Origin of the sequence: Paenibacillus sp. J23TS9, assembly GCF_018403225.1 — a bacterium.
Taxonomy (GTDB): Bacteria; Bacillota; Bacilli; order Paenibacillales; family Paenibacillaceae; genus Paenibacillus_AQ.
The window spans coordinates 665,972-683,473 of record NZ_BOSG01000001.1 but is presented as its reverse complement, the minus strand read 5'-3'; the positions used below and the strand labels follow the sequence as shown (position 1 = coordinate 683,473).

The 17,502-nt window shown below is 47.5% G+C and carries 18 protein-coding genes; 1 reads left to right on the top strand and 17 read right to left on the bottom strand.

The genetic code is table 11. The features are described from left to right. Positions 1 to 185 precede the first annotated feature (185 nt). Complete coding sequence (gene serA, locus KJS65_RS03450) at positions 186 to 1,775, top strand: phosphoglycerate dehydrogenase (protein WP_213648579.1); 1,590 nt, start codon at positions 186 to 188, stop codon at positions 1,773 to 1,775. A gap of 155 nt (positions 1,776 to 1,930) precedes the next feature. On the opposite strand, the gene KJS65_RS03445 is transcribed toward serA, so the two are convergent. The 17 genes from KJS65_RS03445 to ribE all read right to left on the bottom strand — a co-directional run bounded on the left by KJS65_RS03445 (position 1,931) and on the right by ribE (position 17,500). Continuing rightward, positions 1,931 to 3,373 carry a HAMP domain-containing sensor histidine kinase gene (locus KJS65_RS03445; protein WP_213648578.1) on the bottom strand — a complete coding sequence of 481 codons (1,443 nt, stop codon included), beginning with the start codon at positions 3,371 to 3,373 and terminating at the stop codon, positions 1,931 to 1,933. A gap of 1 nt (position 3,374) precedes the next feature. Beyond that, entirely contained in the window at positions 3,375 to 4,091 is a 717-nt protein-coding gene (locus KJS65_RS03440; RefSeq protein WP_136606222.1) for a response regulator transcription factor, read from the bottom strand. 138 nt (positions 4,092 to 4,229) lie between these two features. Continuing rightward, positions 4,230 to 5,489, bottom strand: a complete 1,260-nt coding sequence (gene ccsA, locus KJS65_RS03435) for a cytochrome c biogenesis protein CcsA (RefSeq protein ID WP_213648577.1) — start codon at positions 5,487 to 5,489, stop codon at positions 4,230 to 4,232. Further along, positions 5,486 to 7,177 (bottom strand): cytochrome c biogenesis protein ResB, encoded by a 1,692-nt coding sequence (gene resB / locus KJS65_RS03430; protein WP_213648576.1) that lies wholly within the window; start codon positions 7,175 to 7,177, stop codon positions 5,486 to 5,488. The genes ccsA and resB overlap by 4 nt, the downstream gene beginning before the upstream one ends. Next, complete coding sequence (gene resA / locus KJS65_RS03425) at positions 7,177 to 7,701, bottom strand: thiol-disulfide oxidoreductase ResA (protein WP_136606225.1); 525 nt, start codon at positions 7,699 to 7,701, stop codon at positions 7,177 to 7,179. The genes resB and resA overlap by 1 nt, the downstream gene beginning before the upstream one ends. Before the next feature lie 129 nt (positions 7,702 to 7,830). After that, positions 7,831 to 8,571: a pseudouridine synthase gene (locus KJS65_RS03420; RefSeq protein ID WP_136606226.1), complete on the bottom strand. Its 741-nt coding sequence runs from the start codon at positions 8,569 to 8,571 to the stop codon at positions 7,831 to 7,833. A 21-nt stretch (positions 8,572 to 8,592) separates the two neighbouring features. Next, the gene (locus KJS65_RS03415) at positions 8,593 to 8,934 is read right to left on the bottom strand and encodes an N-acetylmuramoyl-L-alanine amidase (protein WP_136606227.1); all 342 of its coding nucleotides are present in this window, start codon (positions 8,932 to 8,934) and stop codon (positions 8,593 to 8,595) included. A gap of 89 nt (positions 8,935 to 9,023) precedes the next feature. Next, on the bottom strand, positions 9,024 to 9,557 hold the full coding sequence (locus tag KJS65_RS03410) for a spore maturation protein (protein WP_213648575.1): 534 nt from the start codon (positions 9,555 to 9,557) through the stop codon (positions 9,024 to 9,026). Positions 9,558 to 9,563: 6 nt separating this feature from the next. Continuing rightward, entirely contained in the window at positions 9,564 to 10,217 is a 654-nt protein-coding gene (locus tag KJS65_RS03405) for a nucleoside recognition domain-containing protein (RefSeq protein ID WP_213648574.1), read from the bottom strand. 38 nt (positions 10,218 to 10,255) lie between these two features. After that, positions 10,256 to 11,434, bottom strand: coding sequence for a D-alanyl-D-alanine carboxypeptidase family protein (locus KJS65_RS03400; RefSeq protein ID WP_374706134.1), 1,179 nt, complete (start codon positions 11,432 to 11,434; stop codon positions 10,256 to 10,258). A gap of 123 nt (positions 11,435 to 11,557) precedes the next feature. Then, positions 11,558 to 12,037: a GerW family sporulation protein gene (gene ytfJ / locus KJS65_RS03395; protein WP_213648573.1), complete on the bottom strand. Its 480-nt coding sequence runs from the start codon at positions 12,035 to 12,037 to the stop codon at positions 11,558 to 11,560. A gap of 101 nt (positions 12,038 to 12,138) precedes the next feature. Then, complete coding sequence (locus KJS65_RS03390) at positions 12,139 to 12,855, bottom strand: DUF2953 domain-containing protein (RefSeq protein WP_213648572.1); 717 nt, start codon at positions 12,853 to 12,855, stop codon at positions 12,139 to 12,141. A 173-nt stretch (positions 12,856 to 13,028) separates the two neighbouring features. Then, a complete protein-coding gene (scpB, locus tag KJS65_RS03385) occupies positions 13,029 to 13,628 on the bottom strand; it encodes an SMC-Scp complex subunit ScpB (protein WP_213648571.1) in 600 nt (199 codons plus the stop codon). Continuing rightward, positions 13,597 to 14,391: a segregation and condensation protein A gene (locus KJS65_RS03380; RefSeq protein ID WP_136606234.1), complete on the bottom strand. Its 795-nt coding sequence runs from the start codon at positions 14,389 to 14,391 to the stop codon at positions 13,597 to 13,599. The genes scpB and KJS65_RS03380 overlap by 32 nt, the downstream gene beginning before the upstream one ends. A gap of 697 nt (positions 14,392 to 15,088) precedes the next feature. Continuing rightward, positions 15,089 to 15,556 carry a 6,7-dimethyl-8-ribityllumazine synthase gene (ribH, locus tag KJS65_RS03375; RefSeq protein ID WP_213648570.1) on the bottom strand — a complete coding sequence of 156 codons (468 nt, stop codon included), beginning with the start codon at positions 15,554 to 15,556 and terminating at the stop codon, positions 15,089 to 15,091. A gap of 27 nt (positions 15,557 to 15,583) precedes the next feature. Beyond that, on the bottom strand, positions 15,584 to 16,798 hold the full coding sequence (locus tag KJS65_RS03370) for a bifunctional 3,4-dihydroxy-2-butanone-4-phosphate synthase/GTP cyclohydrolase II (RefSeq protein ID WP_280531302.1): 1,215 nt from the start codon (positions 16,796 to 16,798) through the stop codon (positions 15,584 to 15,586). Between the two features lie 42 nt (positions 16,799 to 16,840). Next, a complete protein-coding gene (gene ribE / locus KJS65_RS03365) occupies positions 16,841 to 17,500 on the bottom strand; it encodes a riboflavin synthase (protein ID WP_213648569.1) in 660 nt (219 codons plus the stop codon). Positions 17,501 to 17,502: the final 2 nt, after the last annotated feature.

The following is a 17,502-nucleotide window of genomic DNA, read 5'->3' as shown; positions in this document are numbered from 1 at the left end:
TTCTCCCAAGTTGCGGGCGGAATCCGAGTAACAGCATACCTTCACTCTTTTATACAGCACCGCGTTGCCCAGGGAATACAATATTTCCACAAAGCATCTGAGTATGGTTTTACGGGAATGTATTTTTTGTGAAATACAGCCCTCTATTATATATGTTTTCCAACAGAATGAGGAGGAAAGAAACCATGTTTAAAGTGTTAGTATCGGATCCAATCAGTGATCTGGGAATTCAGCAGCTGATGGATGCAGCCGATGTCCTGGTAGAGAAAAAGACGGGACTCGGAGAGGATGAGCTTGTTGCCATTATCGGAGAGTATGATGCCCTTCTCGTCCGCAGCCAAACACGTGTCACGGAAAAAATTATGGAAGCAGGTACAAATCTCAAGGTGGTTGGCCGCGCCGGCGTAGGTGTGGATAACATTGATCTTGAGGCAGCTACCAAGCGCGGAATCATCGTTATTAATGCTCCTGACGGCAATACCATTACCACTTGTGAGCACACCTTTGCCATGATGATGGCTCTGGCTCGGCATATTCCACAGGCTTATGCCAAAACGGTTGGTGGCGTATGGGACCGGAAATCCTTCCTGGGCGTCGAACTTCGCAATAAGACTCTCGGCGTCATGGGTATGGGACGGATCGGCAGTGAAGTAGCAAAGCGTGCGAAAGCATTCGGTATGAACATCCTGGCGTTCGATCCCTTCCTGACTCAGGAGCGTGCTGAAAAGATGGAAGTCAAGCTGGCATCCGTGGATGACATCGTTCGGAATGCAGACTTCATGACCGTTCATACGCCGCTGACGCCTGAAACACATCATATGATCTCCCGTCCGCAATTTGAAGTCATGAAAAAGGGCATGCGTATTGTGAACTGCGCACGTGGTGGCATCATCGATGAAACGGCTCTCGTGGAAGCTATTAATGAAGGCATCGTAGCTGGCGCAGCATTTGACGTATTTGAAAGTGAGCCGCCGGAAAAGGATCATCCGTTCCTTACCAATCCAAAAATCATTGTGACACCTCACCTTGGCGCTTCGACCGTTGAAGCCCAGGAAAACGTGGCCATTGACGTATCGGAGGAAGTACTTCATATCCTTCGTAACGAACCGTTTAAAAACGCTGTGAACATGCCTCCGGTAGCCGCAAGCGTCATGAGCCGTCTGCAGCCTTACTTCTCAATCGGTGAGAAGCTCGGCAGCTTTGCTGCACAAGCTGCCAACCAAGCTGTCAATGAGATCCATGTAGACTATGCGGGCGACCTGTCGGATGTGGATACACTGCCACTGACACGTTATATTGTGAAAGGTGTGCTTGCGCATCATCTTGGAAGCGAAGTAAACATCGTCAATTGCATGCATCTCGCTAAATTGCGGGATATCAACGTGGTTGTGACCCAAGCTTCGAAGTCCAAGGGCTTCACGAATTTGCTGACAGTCACCCTGAAGACACAAAACAATGAGGAAACTCTGGTTGCCGGTACCCTGTTGAACGGTTATGGCGAACGGATCGTACAAATTGACAAATTCCCTGTTGATATGGCACCGGAAGGCCATCAAATTCTCATTTCCCATAACGATAAGCCAGGTATTATCGGCAGTGTCGGTACGCTTCTTGGCCAAAACGACGTCAACATCGCCTCCATGCAGGTGGGTCGTAAGATCATCGGCGGCGCGGCCATTATGATTCTGTCCGTTGACAAAGCTGTCCAAAAAGATGTGCTGGTTCAGCTGACAACCCTTGCTGAACTGAACCGTGCCATCGAAATTACCCTGTAACGATTCACGCAAAATTAAATCAAATAACCAAAAAGCGCATGCCCTATTAGAGGGTAAGCGCTTTTTGGGCATCATCGATTGTTCCACGTTGAACAAGATTAATCTTTCAACTTCAACAAAAAACACCCCAGAATGAGGTGTTTCTTGGTATGCTATCAAGATTTATGGCTTTCGACAGGAAGTCGTATCGAGAATATGGTTCCTTCGCCAAGCTGGCTTGTAACCCGAATCGATCCGGAATGGGATTCTACGATACTTTTCACGATGGCAAGCCCGAGCCCCGTTCCATTGGAACCTCCACGCACTCTGGCTTTATCTGCCTTATAAAACCGTTCAAATACAAACGGAATATCTTCCTGAGGGATTCCTGCACCTTCATCTTCGATCTTTATCTGCAGATCAGTAGCAAGTCCCTCTCCTACCCGTTCGGCTACAATACGGATCTGCTTGCCTTCAGGTGTATGGCGGAATGCGTTGTCCAGAAGATTTGTGAGCACCTGCTCCAGCTTATCTTCGTCCGCCTCCTCCAAAAAGAGATCATCCGACTTTTTAATGTAAGATAGCTCGATTACATTATCCTTCGCCCGTACGGAGAATTTACGGTATACGCGTTCGAGCAGCTCATTTACATCCAGCCTGCTCCGCTGTATATCCGTATGCCCGGCCTCCATTCGAGCCAGATCAAGCAGATCCTTTACCAGCCGTCCCATCCGCAAGGATTCATCGTGAATAACCTGAATCAGTTCCTCACTCTCTTCCGGAGATGCAGCCATTCCATCAAGCAAAGCTTCACTGTAGCCCTGCATCATCGAAAGAGGTGTCCGGATTTCATGGGACACATTGGCCACAAAATCCTGTCGCATTTTCTCCAGCTTCACCTGTTCGGTAATATCTCTGAGCACTGCCACAGCGCCGCGAATATCATTATCAGCATACAGGGGAGCCATATGGACAGACCATACCCCCTGCTTAACATGCACATCCGCACTTACATCCGCACTTTCCTGAAGCATCCGTTCAAACAAATCCAGCAGCGGTTTAGGCACCTTTTCCTCGAATGGACCTTCAAGCTCTTCTGACTGATCCATATCCCAATCGATATCCTTCCACTTGGGAATCAGCTTCTGGGCCGGTGGATTAGTCAAAATAATATGGCCAGAATTGTCAATCGTAATCACTGCATCACTCATGCTTCGCAGTACACTAGCCAAGTGTTCTTTTTCCTGATTGAGATTGCGGATATTGTCTTCAAGCTCAGTAGCCATATGGTTAAACGTATTAGCGAGCTTTCCAATCTCATCGCTGGTTACGATGGACAGACGGGTACTATACTCGCCTTTACTGATCGCCTCTGTTGCGCTGATCAGTTTTTGCATAGGCTGAGTAATTTTAGTGAGAAGGAATAGCGCAAAAAAGGTGGTCATCGAAAAGCCGATGATCGCCGTATACGTAAATAGACGCTTAATGTCTCCGGAATTGTTCGAGAAATTGGTATCGATATACGGAAGCAGGAACAAGGCCATGATAATCAGAATACATGCCACCAGGCATATGATCGTTGCCCACAATTTACCGACCAGAGATGTCCAGAAGTTCACGTTACTTTGGCACCTCTAACTTATAACCGACTCCCCATACGGTTGTAATCATGGCAGCCGACTCCGGAGATACTTTATTCAGCTTTTCCCTTAATCTTTTGACATGCGTATCCACGGTACGCAGATCACCGAAGAACTCGTAATTCCACACATCCTTCAGCAGCTCTTCTCTTGAAAATACCTTATCAGGTGAAACTGCGAGATAATGCAGAAGCTCGTATTCTTTCGGTGTCAAACTGACTTCATGTCCGCTTGCGGTTACCCGGTGTGCGTCATGTTCAATGACAAGGTAAGGAAATACGATATTATTGCTGGAATTACTATCCTTCGACAAATACGCCGTGGCTGAGGAACGTCTCAGGATCGCCTTTACACGATATATAACTTCCCGGGGACTAAACGGCTTAACAACGTAATCATCCGCTCCGACTTCAAACCCTTGAACACGGTTGATTTCCTCGCCCTTGGCCGTCAGCATCAGGATCGGTGTTGATTTTAATTGTCTTAAACGGGTGCAGACCTCCATGCCATCCATTCCTGGCAGCATCAAATCCAGCAGAATAAGACCATAATCTTGATTCGAAGCTTTGCGCAGCGCAGTTTCTCCATCTTCCGCTTCTTCCACTTCATAACCTTCTTTTTCCAAATACATTTTAAGCAAACGTCGAATCCGTTCTTCATCGTCCACAACCAGTATTCGATTTCCGTGCTCTGACATAGACAACAACCCCTTTATGTTCATACGAAGATCTTCCACTTGCTCTCAAAGGACAATTATAGCGAAAATCCGCTTCAACATTCAACATCAAATGCGAAACGGATTCTCTTTATGATGGTTTTTGTCGATTAATGAATGTTATTCAACACCTGCATAGGAATGCAAACCTGCAATAACCAGGTTTACCCCGACCAGGGTGAACATAACTACAAGGAAGCCGATAACCGCGAGCCAGGCCGAATTGCTGCCCTGCCAGCCGCGGGAAAGTCTGAGATGCAGATAAGCACTGTAGAACAGCCAACAGATGAGCGCCCATACCTCTTTCGGATCCCAGCTCCAGAAGATACCCCAGGCAATTTGTGCCCAAATCATCGCAAAGATGAGAGCACCTAAAGTGAAAATCGGGAAACCAATCGCAATGGCGCGGTAGCTGATCTCATCCAAATCGTCTGCATCAATGCCATCCATTAAAGGAGAAGCGGCACGGCCAAGCGGCTTGCGGACGATCAGACGCAGAATACCGTAAAGAATGAGGCCGGTGAGAACGGACCAGATAATCGTGTTGAATTTACGTCCGGCATTTACCCCGTTCATCCAGGATGGAGCATTAAACAACGGCTTGCTCATGCCCAGGAATGGCTCATAGCTTTCGATCTTGCTGTGATACGGTGCAACGATCGGCGGCAGTTTATAGGATACCTTCTCGGTAATCGTTGTTTGTGCCCCTACTTGGCCCGTTACTTTCGTTTGGGTAAACACCGACTCATAACCGGCTGAGCGGAAAATAAATACAGTAGCTATAAAGGATATAACAAGGATGATTGAAAAGAAAATAACTTCCACCCAGCGCTGCTGTTTCTTCGCTTTCTTCTCTTTACTCTTAAAATCAACCGTGCGAATCAAGTACATAAATCCGGCTGCAAAGCCGATGGCGAAGAAGGACTCACCCGCTGCAGCTAAAGTAACGTGAATCTTGAGCCAGTAGGATTGCAGCGATGGAATCAGCGGCTGCACTTCCTGCGGGAACACCGCAGCATATGCCATAATAATGATGGTAATCGGTACGGCGAACAAGCCAAGCAATGTCTTTCTGTAAATCAGGTATACGACCGTAAACGCGACCATAACCATCATCGACAGGAATGACATAAATTCATACATGTTACTAACCGGTATATGTTCGCCGCCAATCCAGCGGGTCACGAAAAATATCAGGTGGAAGATCAGACCCAGGGACGAACCCAGAAAGGCGATCCCCCCCCATTTTTTCATATGTGCTTCAGGGTCGCGATTGCTCCACCTGCGGCCCATCAGAGCAACGGCGAATAATATAAATGCCGCGCAGTAAAGGAAGAATGCAACGACAAACATATTGCTGCTGAAATCCAATAACTTCATGCGTTTTTTCCTCCGTTATCCATGGACTTTTCGTCCACATCCAGATTCATTTTTTTCAGAATGGCCGAGATCTCCCGGCGTATGCCGAACCAGTTTTTATTGGTGTGTGCTCCGAGTGTCAACATACCGTCATCAATCCGCAGCCAGATCCGGCGGTGCTGCCAGTAGAATCCCAGCACGAGGCCAAGCATCACGATGCTGGCGCCGATCCAGATAAACGGCATTACCTTATCCACGCGAATATTCAAGTATGAGGTAGATAAAGAGAAATCGACATTTTCCATACCCTTCACGTCAAGCATGAGTGGAGCACTTCCTCCATTCAGCTTGGTGTTGATGGCATCTTGCTGAAAACGCTCTTTATCAATTTCTTTCGGAAAATAGATATACTGCACACCCGCAGCTGGCAGATCCGGACCTTTAATCAGGAAAAGAAATGCCGGCGCATTTGGATTCGGAGTTTTCGTGACAGGCTTGCCATTTTCATCAAGACCAAAGTCATTGTACTTTTCTTTCAATTCAAGCGAATAGTCGCCAACCGTATAGTTGCGTTGCGGATTTCTGATATCCAGCTTGAATTTCCCGAAGTCTTGGCCCGTCTTGACATCTACCAAAGATGGACTCACCGCTCGCAATATCGGAGTCATGTCATAGTCAAACTGGTATGCCATCAGGCCCTTGTAGTCCAAAGGATCATTCACCTGAATATTATGCTTTGTCACTTCTTCAAGCTTTGGTTCTTTGGTCGGATCATCACAATCGGCAGTGCATTGATACAATGTAGCTTGGGTATTAAACAGCTTGGGAAGAGTCTTGCCTTTATTGCGGAACTCCTCCGGCATTTCCTCCTGCGTATAATACTCGACTGTGAACTTCTCGTTTTTCAGATAAAACGAAGTATCCGGTATGTGTTTGATTTCCCCTTCGGGAAAAGGAATATGCTGGTCCATTTTCAGTCCAGGCAAACCACGTGCCAGAACGGCAAGCAAAAAGATGATGAGGCCGATGTGAATAACATAAGGGCCCCAGCGGCTAAAGCGGTATTTTTCCGCCAAGAGAGCGTTTCCGTCTGTGTACACACGATAGCCCTTCTTTTTGATCGGGGCTGACACCTGCTTCATCCAATCCTCAACTGTACCTCCAACCGGGCCCTGATAAACAACCCTCTGTCGTGTCAAAAACTGCATGTGCTTAAGTATTCTTTGTTTGGTAAGTGCTTTATAAAGCGGGAGAACCCGGTCCAAGCTGCATATAATCAGCGATGCGCCAATCATCACGAGCAGCAGAATAAACCACCAGGATTCATAAGTATGTGTCAATCCAAGCTTGTAATAGACCAGGCCCCAGGTTCCATAGGTATCCTTGTAATAGGTCGAAGGATCGACGTTCAGGAAAGTGCTTTCCTGAGGAAATATCGAACCGAGCATCGAACCGATCAGCGTCAGGATGATCATGTATACTGCTATTTTGACAGAAGAAAAGAAGTTCCAAATGCGGTCAATGAAATTCGGATTGACGCGCTGCGATCTGCGCGCCATTCCGTCATAACGCATTTCCAGAACTTCGGTAGACTCACGGTCCTCTTCTTCAAGCGGTCTGCCACAGGCCTCGCAAAGTACGGTGCCCACCGGATTCTGGTGTCCGCACTCGCATTTTGTGTTTTTAAAAGCGATTACTTCTTGTAACATTACGATTTCACCAGCTCTGCAATTTGTTTGTCGAGGGTGGCCAAATCCAGTTGACCGAGATGAATCTTGTTAATTTTCCCGTCCTTGGACACAAAAAGGGTGGTAGGCAACGGCGAAATGCCGTATTTTGCGATAGCATCCTTATTCGGATCAAGAAGAATCGGGAAATTCACGTTAACACTATTCACGAAATTTTCGACAGCCATCTTGTCCTCACCGGCATTAATTCCGACCACAACCACGTCTTGATCCTTCCATTTTTCCCATTGTGCCTGCAGAGCCGGCATTTCTTTCACACAAGGTCCGCACCAGGTTCCCCAAAAATTAAGAACCATAGCCTTTCCCTTGTATTCATCCAGCTTATGAGCCTTGCCATCCAGACCGAGAAGGTCGAAATTCGGCGCTTTGCTGCCTTCCGTAGGCTTGCCGCCCGAACCAGACACTTGCGAAACAATGGCATATCCGCCCAGAACAACGATCAAAAGCAGGATAATTATCTGAATTTTCTTCCTTGATTTACCCATGCCAAATGCTCCTTTACTATGACAAATCTCATGTTTTCCATCGCAGGTTTTGAACATCCTATGAACAATTATATCGAAAACATGTCATATTTGTGGAGGCTGGTTATGAATATTGTGTGACCTTCCGAGCTATTTTTTACCCTGTTTTCCGGATATAGCCATATTCTTCAGGCTCTCTATTTCATCCTTCGTTAAATGACGATAGAGTCCGCGCTTCAGATTCTGGAGCAGCAAATCACCGAACGAAATCCGCTTCAGACGGATGACTTTATGGGAAATCGCTTCGAACATCCGGCGCACCTGACGGTTTCTGCCTTCATGAATCGTAATGCTGATTACAGCCTCTTTTTTCTCGGTATCGATATCCTTATATTCGACTTCTGCAGGGGAAGTCATACCGTCCTCCAGCTTAATTCCCGCGCGCAGCTTGTCCAGCTCGCTGCCGTGAGGAATACCCTCTACGGTCGCGAGATATGTTTTGGGCACATGATGCTTCGGATGCGTCAGCATATTCGCAAATTCGCCATCATTTGTCAGCAGCAGAAGTCCCTCTGTGTCGTAATCCAGACGTCCTACCGGATAGATCCGTTCCTTGATGCCTTTTACATAATCCGTAACAATCTTGCGTCCGGCAGGGTCCGATGCACTTGTAATGACGCCTTTGGGTTTGTTCAGCATAATGTAAATCTTGTTTTCATTTCTGATCGGCTTGCCTGCCACCGTGATGATATCTTGTTCGGGGTCCGCCTTTGTTCCAAGCGCAGTAACGGTTTCCCCGTTAACTTCCACCTTGCCGGCCAGTATCAATTCCTCGCATTTGCGTCTAGATGCGATACCTGCCTGTGCTAAAATTTTCTGTAATCTTTCCATTGTTTATTAGGTCACCTCAAACTAATGATACCCGTGAGAAGGGTAAATCACAAGTTCATTCCAGGGAAATTCTTTTCCCGGACAGGAAGGTGTGTGCGGATAAAGAAAAAGGGGAGAAATGTCATACTGTCTGGACAGCTCCATAATGAGTTTGCTGGCAATAAAAAGCTGCTGTTTTTCAGCAGGACCCAACAGCTCGTAGTCCCTGTTGAAATTGCCTTCCAGACAGATATGAATATGGGATGGGTCCGTCAATAAAGGAGCCGAGGTCACGAAGCCGTCCGCTCCGATCCAGAAATCATAGCCGACTCCATTGATGGACGTGCAAGAGGAATGATGAATAATAAAGCCTTCAAATGTCATGATTTCACCTCAATCCCTGTACAAATTCATGCGTGGTACAGTATATGAGGTGTCTATCATTACGTTACGCTCATAAACGGGGATTATTTTCAGCCGAAAAAGAGAAGGCATACGGCAATTGAAGCTATAAATCCGATCACATCAGAAAAGAGACCGACTTTTAGTGAGTACCTGCCATTACGGACGCCTACCGCTCCCATATATACAGTTAAAACATACAGAGTCGTATCTGTACTGCCTTGAATCGTAGAAGCCATCCTTCCAATCATGGAATCGGGCCCATACACCGAAATCAGATCTGTAGCGAATGCGAGTGAGCCTGTACCCGTTAATGGGCGCAAAAGTCCAAGGGGTAAGATTTCACTCGGTACTCCCAGCCGATGCAAAAACGGGCCTGTCCAGCCCACAAAAAAGTCCAGTGCGCCGGAAGCCCTGAATACGCTAATGGCTACCATCATGCCAACAAGATTGGGTATGATCTGAATGGCCGTTTGGAAGCCTTCCTTTGCACCAATGACAAAGGATTCGTACACAGGCACCCTTCTCGTAAAGGCAAAAAGCGGAATGAAGGCGATCAAAACAGGGATCGCCCACGCTGAAATCATATTAATGATTGCAGTCATCCGAAATCATCCTTTCATATCCGGAATGTCCTGTTTTAAGGCTGATGATGGACCCATTAAAATTGGGGGCTTTGGATGTCGGTTCAAAAATTTCCTGCGGTACCATCTGTCTGCCGCCACCGCGGCAAGAGTCGCCACTATCGTGGCTGCTAGCGTTGTGCCAACGATTTCTGTCGGGTTGGCCGACTGGTAATTCATTCGTATGGCAATCAAAGTCGTTGGAATTAAGGTTATACTCGCCGTATTTAAGGCCAACAGTGTACACATCGCCGGACTTGCCGCGGTTTTATCCGGATTCAGCGTTTGCAGTTCCTGCATCGCCTTAATCCCCATCGGTGTTGCTGCATTGCCAAGTCCGAGCAAATTCGCACTCATATTGGAAAGGATGTACCCCATTGCAGGATGGTTTTTGGGCACGTCGGGGAACAAGAATCTTACGACCGGGCTCATCAGCTTCGCAATTTTTTGAAGGAGCCCCGAGTCCTCGGCCAGCTTCATCATTCCCAGCCAAAATACCAGCACACTGATGAGCCCAAAACATACGGTGACACCGGTTTTGGCTCCGTCAAACGCAGCTGAGGTTACGATTTCTATATTCCCCTGCGCAGCTGCAAACCCAAATCCGATGACGATCAGCGCCAGCCAAATGACATTGATCATTAGACATTCTCCTCTCCCGCTTCTCCCATTATCGACGGTTAGTCATGCTGCAGGAACAGTTTTTTAACCACTTCTGACAGCGCTCCGGCAAAGGTCGATGGATGCACCGGAGCCATTGTGTTCTGGACTGGATTCCGTTCTTTTTCAGCAGGCAGGAAACTTCCTTTCTGATAAACCGGAACCACTCCCACTTGCTTCCCCTCAAGATAAATCTGTATTTCCCCCCGCAGTCCAAAGCTTACATCTGTGCTCCCTTCTCTAACAGGCTGATGGAGAACCAGCTTTTTTTCGACTCCATCCTGTTCACCTTTGGCAAAGGGATATTGGAAGGTATTACTTACCACCAGATCATAGCCCTTTACAGCTTCCCCTTTCTCCATCAATGAGGACAAGGGATAGTATTCAAAGCCGTAGTCCAGCATTTTGCCATGATCATTCCAGTCATCCCCATCATTCAGCGTCACAGCGACCAACTGCTGGCCATTGCGTGTTGCCGAGCTAACCAGACAGCGAAATGCTTTTTTGGTATACCCAGTCTTCACGCCATCGGCTCCATCGTACAATCTAAGCATTTTGTTCTTGTTATCCCATTTGTAATCCCAGGACTCATTAGGATTCGGTGCTTTTTTGGTTGGTGTCTTGACGATATTCCGGAAAACGGGATTATGCAGTGCATAGGCTGTCAGCTTGGCCAGATCATTCGCCGATGAATAATGACCTTCCGCATCGAGCCCATGGGGGTTGGCAAAATGTGAATGCACCAGACCAAGCTGTTTTGCTTCTTCATTCATTAAATAAACAAAGCCTTCCTCTGACCCGCCAACATGTTCGGCAATTGCCGTAGCTGCATCATTCCCTGAACGGAGCATTAGGCCGTAAAGCATATTTTCAAGGGTCATCTCTTCACCCAGCTTGAGATAGATGGATGAGCCCTCTTTTCCAAAAGCATTTTTGCTAACCTTGACCGGTTTCTTGAAATCTCCGTGTTCAATGGCAACAATGGCCGTCATGATTTTAGTCAAGCTGGCAATCCGCAGCTCATCATCTCCATGGCTGGAATACAGCAATCGCCCTGATGTTACATCGATCAAAGCGGCAGCCTGCGCATGTGTGTACAATTCAGGAAGAGATGGTCTGTTTTGCGCTGAAACTGATACGCTGCAGGTCAGCAAAAGTGCAATCATAGCGATCCAGCAAGTGATTGATTTTATCCGCATGGTTATCTTTCCTCCGGGATTCTTGAAAATCTTGTACAAGTATATGCTTGTCTTCGGGCGGTTATGCCCCTGCGTTCATTCACACAAAAAAATCCCCTCCGGCTGGAAGGGGACGGGCAAGTGTTAATAAAACGTTGGATTGGGTTGCTCGACTGGTGTTTGTGTAGTATTTACGCCAGCGGTTGCAGCAGGATTGGTTTGGAACATGGACTGGATCTTTTCAACCATCATCGGTGCAGAGTCGATCAGCTTCTCAAACAGATGGGTTTGATTATCCAGCGGCACGATATGCACACCTTCTTTACCCACAACAAGAAACGCGATTGGACGAATAGATACACCACCGCCGCTACCGCCGCCAAATGGCATGGAAGATTTAAGATCGTTGTGGTTTTGGCCGTTTGCGTTAACGTCTTTACCGGCATATTCTCCGTTAAAATCGCTGCCTCCGGCTGCAAACCCAAACCCCACTTTACTGATCGGAAGAATCACGCTGCCATCCGGTGTTTGAACGGGATCTCCCACAATTGTATTCACATCAACCATGCCTTTGATGTTTTCCATAGCGGTCTGCATGAGGCCTTGAATTGGATGATCGGTCATTTGCTGCTTCCTCCTTCATGAAATCTAAATAAGGTCATTTCAAAAATTAGTTTGCCCAACTTCATATCGAGTATGTAGGAGGGATTTTACTCATCTCCATGTCAAACACTTGGAACTTTCTGCCCCTTACCCTTACCTTTCCTCTGTCGGTATAAGCGAATCCATTTTTTCAATCCGCCTTCCACTTTCAGAATCCGTGATAACAGAATAATGGCAGCGAATAGGGCGTAACCGAAGGATAGCCGGGAAACACAATAAAATTCCGTCGAAAAAAGCATCTCGTCTTTGAACACGGGAATGACATTTATCCGGGGACTGCTTTTCATACGGACCTGAAAGGATAACCAGCCGATCAGCGTTGTTTTGATGCTCCATAATACACCCGAAGCGATGGCAGTCCACTCGGCTTCGCCTGTTGAGAAATTAGTTGACCACTTCAGCTCGTGAACCCGAACATGGGAAAATGTCCGCTGAAGCCATTTTTTTAATGAAGCGGTCGATCTTAACAAAATCCGGATTTCATGAGCCCATAAATCCGTTTTTTTCTTATTAATCCGGGTATGCGTCGTGTTTCCCGAATTCCGGCTCAGGTTGCTGCTTTTTTCAAGCTTAAGGAGAAAGCCTTTTTTCATATTTTCAAACACAAGTTTGGGCATTTCATAATGAAACCGTACCAGTCCGTACAGCATATGGATGTCGATTATTGCCTTATCATCATGACCATCCTTGCTGAAACGGATGGTGCAGATGATGTTCGACATGGCGGCAGCGGCAAGCAATATGAGAATAACGGCTATAACAGCCAGCGTAATCCACACAATATAGCCCCCTACAAATGACCATTCGTTATCTTCGGACATAGTATGGCATACAAAGCTGGAAAAGATTCGAATTTCTATTTTAAGCTCAATTTGGACATGATTTCTTTTTCGTCTGATCACAATAAAAAACCGGCAATCTAAGATCTAGATTACCGGTTCTATTCATCAAATTAGTTCACATCATCGATCGTAAGCTGTCTGCCGTCAAGCTTTTCGAACAGCAGCTGTGTTTCTTCCTCCAGATTTTCTGTGCTTTCAAATAATTGCGGTTCCGGAAGCGCCTGTAGACTTGGAAGGCCGAAATAATCGAGGAATGATTTTGTGGTCCCATATAAAATCGGCCGACCAATCGCCTCTGCTCGGCCGATCTCTTCTATAAGGTCCTTGTGTACCAACGTCTGAATGGCACGCTCCGATTTAACACCGCGGATCTCCTCTATCTCAACCCGGGTGATGGGCTGGCGGTAGGCTACGATGGCCAACGTTTCGAGCGCTGCCTGGGACAGAGAGGACCGGGAAGGCGAATAGGCCAGCTTCTCATAATATGCTGCATGATCCCCGAGCGTGGTCAGCTGGTAGCTTCCTGCAATTTGCAGCACCTGAATACCCCGCTGCTGCTGTTGAAAATCCTCTTTCATTTCCGTGAGCGCATCAGCGACAAGCTCTGCCCGGTGATCCACTATTTCGGCAATTTGTTTGACCGTAAGGCCTTCATCCCCTGAGAGAAACAGCAGTCCCTCAATAATCGATTTCAATTTCGGAAAGTCCATGATCCTGCTCTCCCCCTTTCCATTCCATTACAATGTCGTCGAAGAGCTTTTCCTGATAACATAGAATTTGTTTCATCTTCATCAGCTCCAATATGGCCAGAAAGGTTACGACGATCTCATGTCTCATCATGTCTTCATGTAAAAGCCTGGAGAACAGCACTTTGCCGCCCCGCCCAGACTGCTCAAGTACGTTTACGACCTGTCTGATCCGGTCCTTGACCGATATCTCATCCCGCTGAATGCGGGTATAGGTTGTCCGTTTAACCGCTTTGCGGAGAGCTTTCTGGAACGCGGCGACCAAATCTGAAGCATGGAGGCCCCGCACCGGATTCTCGGTTACCGCCGGCACCCATGGAGTCAAATCCTCTGGCTCTTTCGCATAGAGCAGGCTCCGTTCCCATTCCTTCTCCTGCAAATGCTTGGCAATTCCTTTATACTTCCGGTATTCAATCAGCTTCTGCACCAGCTCCGCACGCGGATCAAGATCCTCTTCATCGTAAAAATCAAATTCGTCCATGATGAAAACCGGGGGCTTCGGTAATAGAAGCTTCGATTTAATGGATAGCAGCGTGGCTGCCATCACCAGAAACTCACTTGTAATATCGAGTTCCAGCTCCTGCATGCTGTGCAAATACTCCATATATTGGTCGGTAATCTCGCTGACGGGGATATCCTGGATATTGATTTCCGCTTTGTCTATCAGGTGAAGCAGCAAATCGAGCGGACCCTCAAATGTCTCCAGCTTGTATAATACTGTGTTCACGGCCTATCCTCCGTCCATAATAGATCAATCTATCAAATTTTATCAGCACTACTTCTACTTCTATATTAAAAAAATGTAGTGCCCTATGTAAAGGCACTACATTAACTAAGCATGATTTCTGCAGTTTCGTCAAGCTCGTAAGCTTGTCACATAGAGATTATCCGATGATCTTTTGGGCTACAAACGCCAAATCACTCAGATTTTACAGAGAAGGATACCAGCGGCAAACCCAGGATATCTCCTAAATATGGCAGGGAACTTGTTGGCTTTGGTCGCCTCAAAACCATGAAGTGAAAGAACTGCCTCCTGGTACCCGGACAACTGGGAGGACTTCAAATAAAATACATCCGGCAAATCGTTTGCCGCGAGCCTCACCTTTAAATATTGACCGTTGTTATCCGGTATGGTCTAGATTTCCTGGCTGGGCGGTTTGCAGGGAGCGATCCGTATTTTGCTGCAGAATATCGCGTTTGTAAATTGAGGATGATAGAGCAGATCAGCTATAAATAAACGCAAAAACACCTACCCAGCCTTCGAGGTATTTCGGGAAGTTACCCTATCATTTGACGGTAATGCAGAAGGACTCCGATGATTTGAAAAGCATCTATCGACGTATTATCACATAAGGGGGGCCCATCATTGGAGCATGCAAAAAAAAGACACCCTATGAAAAGAGTGCCTCCTTGTCCTTGAATTCTTATTTAAACTGTTTTGTCAGGTTGGCCATTTCGATAGCTGACGTCGCCGCTTCGTAGCCTTTGTTCCCCGCCTTGGTACCCGCCCGTTCGATGGCTTGCTCAATGCTGTCTGTCGTCAGAACGCCGAAGATGACCGGAACGCCTGTCTTCAGACTGGTAGCGGCAACGCCTTTGGCCACTTCATTGCATACCACATCGTAATGGGAAGTGGCCCCGCGGATGACGGTTCCGAGAGTAATCACGGCGTCATACTTTCCGCTTTCGGCCATTTTGCTGGCAACTAACGGGATTTCAAAAGCTCCCGGTACCCACGCCACATCAACTTCATCTTCACCAGCACCATGACGCTTTAATCCATCGAGAGCGCCGCCGAGCAGCTTACTTGTAATAAATTCATTGAATCTTCCAACCACAATCCCGTATTTTAAACCGCTTGATACCAAATTGCCTTCAAAAATATGTGCCATTTCTATATCAACCTCTCTTATATGTGATTAAGATTCCATGCTCAGCATGTGTCCAAGCTTCGTTTGTTTCGTATGCAAATAACAGCTGTTATCGACTCCGGCTTCCATCTGAATCGGAACACGCTCGACAACTTCCAGACCATGGCCTTCAAGACCTTTGATCTTTCTCGGGTTATTGGTCAGAAGACGGATTTGCCGAACGCCCAGATCCTTAAGGATTTGAGCGCCGATGCCGTAGTCGCGAAGGTCCGCCGGAAATCCCAGCTTGAGATTTGCATCCACGGTATCCAGCCCCTGCTCCTGCAGCTCATAAGCCTTTAACTTGTTAATCAGGCCGATTCCCCGGCCTTCCTGCCTCATGTATAACAAGACGCCGGAGCCTTCTTCTTCGATCTGCCGGAGCGCTGCAGCGAATTGCGGACCGCAGTCGCAGCGCAGCGAATGGAACACGTCCCCTGTCAGGCATTCGGAGTGCACCCTCACAAGCACCGGTGTTTCACTGGATATCGTCCCTTTGACAAGTGCCAGATGCTCTTTATCATCCACATCGTTGGTATAAGCTACTGCCTGAAAGACTCCGAAATCCGTTGGCATCCGCACCTCGGCTTCCCGGTGGACCAACTGCTCTCGCTGATTGCGGAATTTAATCAAATCCTGGATCGATATCAGCTTCAGATTATGCTTATTCGCGATGCCCTGTAAATCCGGAAGTCTCGCCATCGTTCCGTCCTCTTTCATAATTTCACAAATCACGCCGGCGGGGGCGCAGCCGCTTAATCTTGCCAGATCCACCGCTGCTTCGGTATGACCTGCCCGCCGCAGGACGCCCCCATCCTTGGCGATCAGAGGAAACATATGCCCGGGTCGGCGAAAATCCGCGGCTGCGGCTGCCAGATCGGTCAGAGCCTTTACTGTTAATGAGCGTTCAAAAGCGGATATGCCCGTAGTTGTATCTCTATAATCAACCGATACCGTAAAAGCCGTACCGTGATGGTCGGTGTTTTGCTCTGTCATGGGAGACAGCTTAAGTACTTTCGCCCGTTCTCGTGTGATCGGCACGCACACCAGCCCCCGGCCTTCAGTAATCATAAAGTTAATAACCTCTGGCGTGGCCTTTTCTGCCAATGCAACAAAATCCCCTTCGTTCTCCCGGTCCTCATCATCCACCACGATAATGACCTTTCCTGCCCGAAGTTCCTCAAGCGCGTCTTCAATCGGGTCAAATATGAATGGATCCATCATGTCAATTCCCCCTTTTGTTCTGCTGAAAATCATATACGTCCATTAATTAAAGCCGTTCGCTGCCAGCATCTCAAGGTTGATTCCCTTCGAACGGCTCCCGGATTCTGTACCCCTCTGGCCAAGCAGTGCATGCACATACTTGCCGATAATATCGCATTCGATATTCACTACGCTGCCTGCCCTAATGCCTGATAGACCTGTTTCACCAATAGTATGAGGGATGATGGATACCCTGAAGCTATCCCCGTCTACCTGCGCAATCGTAAGACTGACGCCATCTACTGTGACCGATCCTTGAGGAATGATGTATGCCGACATTTCCGTTCTATCGGGCGCAATATCAATCAGTACCGCATTTCGTTCTTTGGATAACCTGCGAACTGTACCAGTCATATCGACATGCCCCTGCACCAGATGTCCTCCGAAGCGTCCATTTGCCTTCATGGCTCGCTCCAGATTTATCTGGCTCCCCGGTTTAAGAAGAGCCAGATTGGAATGCCGGTAAGTCTGCGGAGTAACATCCACCGAAAATCCGCTGCTTCCAATCCTCGTCGCTGTCAGGCACACACCGTTCACCGCAATGCTGTCACCGATCCGGATGTCATCCATAATCACAGAAGCCTTAATACTTAGAACCAGGGCTTCACCCTGTCTTGTGATTCCATCCAGAATACCGATTTCTTCTACCAATCCGGTAAACATGC

What these genes read in the sequence shown, in the direction of transcription:
- serA (WP_213648579.1), top strand. Translation starts at nt 186, where the DNA reads ATGTTTAAAGTGTTAGTATCGGATCCAATCAGTGATCTGGGAATTCAG.
- KJS65_RS03440 (WP_136606222.1), bottom strand. Translation starts at nt 4,091, where the DNA reads ATGTCAGAGCACGGAAATCGAATACTGGTTGTGGACGATGAAGAACGG.
- ccsA (WP_213648577.1), bottom strand. Translation starts at nt 5,489, where the DNA reads ATGAAGTTATTGGATTTCAGCAGCAATATGTTTGTCGTTGCATTCTTC.
- resB (WP_213648576.1), bottom strand. Translation starts at nt 7,177, where the DNA reads ATGTTACAAGAAGTAATCGCTTTTAAAAACACAAAATGCGAGTGCGGA.
- resA (WP_136606225.1), bottom strand. Translation starts at nt 7,701, where the DNA reads ATGGGTAAATCAAGGAAGAAAATTCAGATAATTATCCTGCTTTTGATC.
- KJS65_RS03420 (WP_136606226.1), bottom strand. Translation starts at nt 8,571, where the DNA reads ATGGAAAGATTACAGAAAATTTTAGCACAGGCAGGTATCGCATCTAGA.
- KJS65_RS03415 (WP_136606227.1), bottom strand. Translation starts at nt 8,934, where the DNA reads ATGACATTTGAAGGCTTTATTATTCATCATTCCTCTTGCACGTCCATC.
- KJS65_RS03410 (WP_213648575.1), bottom strand. Translation starts at nt 9,557, where the DNA reads ATGACTGCAATCATTAATATGATTTCAGCGTGGGCGATCCCTGTTTTG.
- KJS65_RS03405 (WP_213648574.1), bottom strand. Translation starts at nt 10,217, where the DNA reads ATGATCAATGTCATTTGGCTGGCGCTGATCGTCATCGGATTTGGGTTT.
- KJS65_RS03400 (WP_374706134.1), bottom strand. Translation starts at nt 11,434, where the DNA reads ATGCGGATAAAATCAATCACTTGCTGGATCGCTATGATTGCACTTTTG.
- ytfJ (WP_213648573.1), bottom strand. Translation starts at nt 12,037, where the DNA reads ATGACCGATCATCCAATTCAAGGCCTCATGCAGACCGCTATGGAAAAC.
- scpB (WP_213648571.1), bottom strand. Translation starts at nt 13,628, where the DNA reads ATGGACTTTCCGAAATTGAAATCGATTATTGAGGGACTGCTGTTTCTC.
- ribH (WP_213648570.1), bottom strand. Translation starts at nt 15,556, where the DNA reads ATGGCACATATTTTTGAAGGCAATTTGGTATCAAGCGGTTTAAAATAC.
- KJS65_RS03370 (WP_280531302.1), bottom strand. Translation starts at nt 16,798, where the DNA reads ATGATGGATCCATTCATATTTGACCCGATTGAAGACGCGCTTGAGGAA.
- ribE (WP_213648569.1), bottom strand. Translation starts at nt 17,500, where the DNA reads ATGTTTACCGGATTGGTAGAAGAAATCGGTATTCTGGATGGAATCACA.